The sequence below is a fragment of the Pseudomonas sp. URIL14HWK12:I6 genome (assembly GCF_000514195.1).
Taxonomy (GTDB): domain Bacteria; phylum Pseudomonadota; class Gammaproteobacteria; order Pseudomonadales; family Pseudomonadaceae; genus Aquipseudomonas; species Aquipseudomonas putida_A.
Genome location: NZ_AZVL01000045.1, coordinates 1 through 2,884, shown reverse-complemented (window position 1 = coordinate 2,884; position 2,884 = coordinate 1). Strand labels below are relative to the sequence as shown.

The following is a 2,884-nucleotide window of genomic DNA, read 5'->3' as shown; positions in this document are numbered from 1 at the left end:
GGCGACACCGTCGACAACTCACAGCGCCGGGCCATGCTGATGCTGCATCAGGTGATCATGCTCAGTGAACTGATGGTCAACCGGGTACTGGACGGCCGCCGCGTGCCGAACTAACTGCCCGGTCCCCCTGTAGGAGCTGCCGAAGGCTGCGATCTTTTGATGTTGCTTTTAAAAAACAAGATCAAAAGATCGCAGCCTTCGGCAGCTCCTACAGGGAGTCATTCTTTCAAAGTACTTTGATCGGAGTTCCTGCTGATGTCCGAAACCAAGCCCAATCCGCCAATCACAGACCCGGTTTCACCCTACGAATCCCTCAACTCCAGAAAACTCCACGAAGCCGCCGAACGCGCCCTGGACCACTACCTGGCCCCCGCGCAAATCATGGCCACACCCTACACCCCCAACAGCATGTTCCTGGTCAACCCGCAAACCGACACCGAATCCCTGCTGGCCAACGCCTGCGAATCCCTGGCTTCGGCCACGGTGATGCTCGGTGATTTCGCCGGGACGCTGGAGGGGCCGAGTCGCAATACGGCGCTGGGCATTGCTCAAGTGGTGATGCTGGGGGAGTTGGCGGTGCGTCAGGCGCTGGATAATGTTGTGCCCAAGGAATAGGCGTTGACAGTTCTGGCCTCTTCGCGAGCAAGCCCGCTCCCACAGTGGATCTGCGTTGGTCACAGGTTATGTGTCCGGCGAAGAACCTTTATAAGCGTGAGCCTGCTTGCGATTGCCATTAAATAAATTCGTCCCATCATTTTCGATTATTCCGGTCCCATTATCTTGCAGGTGTAAGAAGATACTCAGTCATGTGTTGTTATCTTTCTGAGCATGTAAGGAATAAATGAGCGAGGTGTATTTTTCAATTATATAAAGATCCTTTTTCAAACTATCCTACGGCTAAAATCGAGAGGTTTTCTGCATCGTTACGATCATGACACACAAAGGCACGTGTGCCGTCCGGTGTTATGGCAATCTGACGTGGAAAGCGGCCGACTAAAAAGCTATTAATCTTGGATACAGTTAGAGCATTGATCACCTCTATTGACCTCTGTTCCGGATTGGTAACAAAGAGGAGCCGTCCGTCCGGTGATATGGCAATATGCTGAGGGTTCCCATCAACGCGAGTGCTATTAATTACCGACAATGTTAGCAAGTCAATTACATAGATAGTTTTGTCAGGGGAACTAGCAACAAAAGCACGCAGGCTGTCCGGACTAATAGCAATTCCCCATGGATATCCGGTAGAAATACTCCGTTTCACTGATAGGGTCTTCGTATCAATAATTGAGAGTGAATTGCCATTGGCAAAACTACTAACAATCACATACTTTCCGTCTGGTGTGGTAGCGGCCTCTTTGGGAGAGTTTGTTACGGAAATTGTTTTGATAACTAAGTAATTTTCTGTGTTGATGACTGAGACGGTATTACTTCCGGCATTGACCACATAGACGTGTTTGCCGTCAGGCGTAATTGTTATCCCTTCTGGATTTTGGCCTACGGAAATACTCTTTATTTGCGAATGGCTCAAGGTGTCAAATACCGATACTAATTGTTTGTTAACATTGGCAACAAACGCACGTAATCCATCTGGCGTGATTACGATCCACCTTGGACCTTCTGGCGCGGGAATAGAATTAATTACCGAAAGACTCATCGTATCGATAACTTTGACTGTATTGCCTGTGGCACTAGTAACAAACGCATGCCGGCCATCCGGAGTGAAATCAATCCCGGTAGGCCCGCGTTCTAAAGAAATGGTTCCAATTAACCCAGAAGCCACCAGCTTTGCTGTAGCTGTCTGGGTGCTGCTAATGGCCGTCAAATTGTAGGACCCAAGAGCTCCTTGGTGCTTCACGCCGCTGACGGTCAACGTACCCATGCTGTCAGTCGAGAAATCACGTGCCCCCGTGCCGCCGTCGGCATAAGTGAAATCTGCCGGTAGGGTCAAAGTGATCTTTCCATTCGGCACAGGCGCGCCTTGAGCTGTGCTCAAGTTCAGGACAATGGCCTGGACCTCGCCGGAGGAATTGGTCAGATAGGGCGGGTTGACAAATGCCAGAATCGATTCGTTCTCGATGATCACTGTCCACACCTCCGACTCCGTTCCGCTGCCATACAGCGCCTTGGCTTTGAACACATGCTTCGTCGGTGTTAGCTCGGTCAGTTCAACCGTCCATATGCCTTTGTCATCGGCTTTGGGCTTTTTGCCAGTGGAGGTAGCACCGTCGAAGATTTCCACTTCCTGCCCTAAAGCTGCGGTGCCCTCAAGCGTAATCAAGGTGTCTCCAGTCGTGCCGCCCGGGAGAATCTCATTCCCTTTGGAGTCTTCCGCTCCGGTAATTTCTGGCCGTACATCCTCAATCGCTTTGATCATATAAGTCCGCACCGGAAACTCCACCGCCTCACTCTCCACCGTGCTCTGACCAAGCGCCGCTTTAAACACCAATTCCAGATCGCTGCCATCCTGCAGAGCTTGGAGCTCATCGACTGGAAGCGGAACAGTGAAGAACCGGTCAGCAATCCAGTCGGGGTTGGTGCCGGCCGTCGGCGCACTCCAGATCTCGCGTGTGTAGGCGCTGCCGTCAGCATATGTCCCGCACAGGCGCAACCAGACGTACTGGCCGAGAGCGATCAGCGGCCAGTCGCCCATGCGTACGGAAGCTTGGGTCAGGTTGCCGGTATGCAGTTCCGGGCCGGCGCCGTCGTTGTCGGCCTGCTCGATGGTGGGGCTGGCCAGCGCGCTCTGCGGCATTGCTTGCACCGTCAGGTCAAATACCCGGGACGGTGTTGGATGACCATCAATGATGACGACGTAGGAGATTTTTACCTGCTTACCCAGATTGAACGCCACCACGCTGTTGGGGATCGCAAACTCAAGCCCTTC

2 protein-coding genes are annotated in these 2,884 nt (G+C 52.4%); one reads left to right on the top strand and one right to left on the bottom strand.

All coding sequences use genetic code 11. The annotated features are described in order from the left end of the window. The first annotated feature begins 255 nt into the window (after positions 1-255). Entirely contained in the window at positions 256-615 is a 360-nt protein-coding gene (locus H043_RS0126360; RefSeq protein ID WP_027614314.1) for a DUF6124 family protein, read from the top strand. Positions 616-886: 271 nt separating this feature from the next. On the opposite strand, the gene H043_RS29415 is transcribed toward H043_RS0126360, so the two are convergent. Beyond that, positions 887-2,884 (bottom strand): beta-propeller fold lactonase family protein (locus H043_RS29415; RefSeq protein WP_049827959.1); only part of this gene is annotated, 1,998 nt, incomplete at its 5' end.